Genomic DNA, 1,381 nt, shown 5'->3' on the forward strand with positions numbered 1-1,381 from the left:
AGCGGCCGAAGCCGCTCCCACTGGCCGTCAGTCAGATCACCCCTACTCCCCATAGTCGCATCAACGACTCAAGTGATCGGCAGGACACGGCCTAGAGGTTGGGACTGATCGGGCGGTCGCTGTCCGAGTGCTGCCAGTCGAGGGCCTGGGTCTCCCCCATGCTCGCGTTGCGTCCCAGCGTCCAGAGCTCGTAGGAGGACCTCGGGCCCTGGTTGTTGGTGAAGGTCAGGCAGGCGCCGACGGCGTTGCACACGCTGCGGTCGGTGTTGAAGGTCCAGCGCTGGTTCGGGTCGCCGGCGTTGCACCCCACGGCCGTGGCGCCCGGACTGTCGCCCGGACCGCTCGGGACGTGGCCCCACAGACAGCGGCCGTCGTTGGTGCTGTGGATGAGGCCGTCCTGCGAGACGAACCAGAACTGGTTCCAGGAGCCGATGCACGGACGGAGGACGACCGGCCGGCCGTCACCGTTGGTCTGCCGGTACTCGTCCATGCAGTAGTAGTCGCCGTTGGGGCCGCCGCTGGCCGGGCGGGCGAACGACACGAGGTAACCGTAGGCGTAGGGCTGCGGATTGACCGGGTCCGCCTGCGCGGCGGCGACGGGCAACGAGATGCTCAGGCCGATCGAGAGTGCCAGGGCTGAGATGATCCTTCGGGCGGACTTCACGAGGTCCGACACCTTCCTCTCTGACGTTGCGTCATATTGTTCGGGAGCGGCCATCCTGGCAGCGGGGGTACGGGCCGGGGCCAGCATTCCGAACGATCCCGAACAAGCGGGGGTGTATGGATCCCGCCATTTGATTCACCTCAGTTGACATCACCCCTCCGGCGCGAAGAGGCTGTTCACGCAGGCCCGGTGCAGGGAGGACGGCGTTGTGACCTGGTCACCCATGCGCACGGCGGCGATCCCGTGCACGTGTCGGGCCTCGGAGGCCAATTCCTTGACGGGACCCGAACGTTCGCATTCCCTGGACGCGCTGACCGAGTTCCTCACCCTGCTCAGGCGGGAGGCCGGCAGTCCCTCCTTCTCGACCATCGTCCGACGGATCGGCTCCATCCGGGCCGCCCGTGGCGTACCGGCCGAGGAGCGCACCCCGGGACGGATCACGGTGTACGACTGCTTCCGCAGCGGACGCCAGCGCCTGGACGTCGAACTGCTCTCGACATCGTCCAGGCCCTGGGTGCGGGCCCGGCCCTCCGGCGCCGCACCTACCGCGCCGCCGCCGACCCGTCGCCCTTCCGCCCGGCCTCGCGGCGACCGGACCCGACACCCGGCCGACCGGACGGCGTCTAGGTTCTGTCCGCGCGATCATGAGCGGAGCCAGATGGCCAGTGCGGCGACCGTGACTGTGCCGAGAAAGACGTACACGCGTTTGTCGTACCT

2 protein-coding genes are annotated in these 1,381 nt (G+C 68.4%); one reads left to right on the forward strand and one right to left on the reverse strand.

Annotated features, from left to right (window positions below; all coding sequences use genetic code 11):
* Positions 1 to 91: 91 nt before the first annotated feature.
* Complete coding sequence (locus ACIPLC_RS38210; RefSeq protein WP_400477668.1) at positions 92 to 664, reverse strand: RICIN domain-containing protein; 573 nt, start codon at positions 662 to 664, stop codon at positions 92 to 94.
* A gap of 208 nt (positions 665 to 872) precedes the next feature.
* Between ACIPLC_RS38210 and ACIPLC_RS38215 the strand changes: the two genes are divergently transcribed.
* On the forward strand, positions 873 to 1,381 hold a 509-nt coding region (locus ACIPLC_RS38215), incomplete at its 3' end, for a hypothetical protein (RefSeq protein WP_400477669.1).

It is taken from the genome of Kitasatospora sp. NPDC086801 (assembly GCF_044745805.1).
Classification (GTDB): Bacteria; Actinomycetota; Actinomycetes; order Streptomycetales; family Streptomycetaceae; genus Kitasatospora.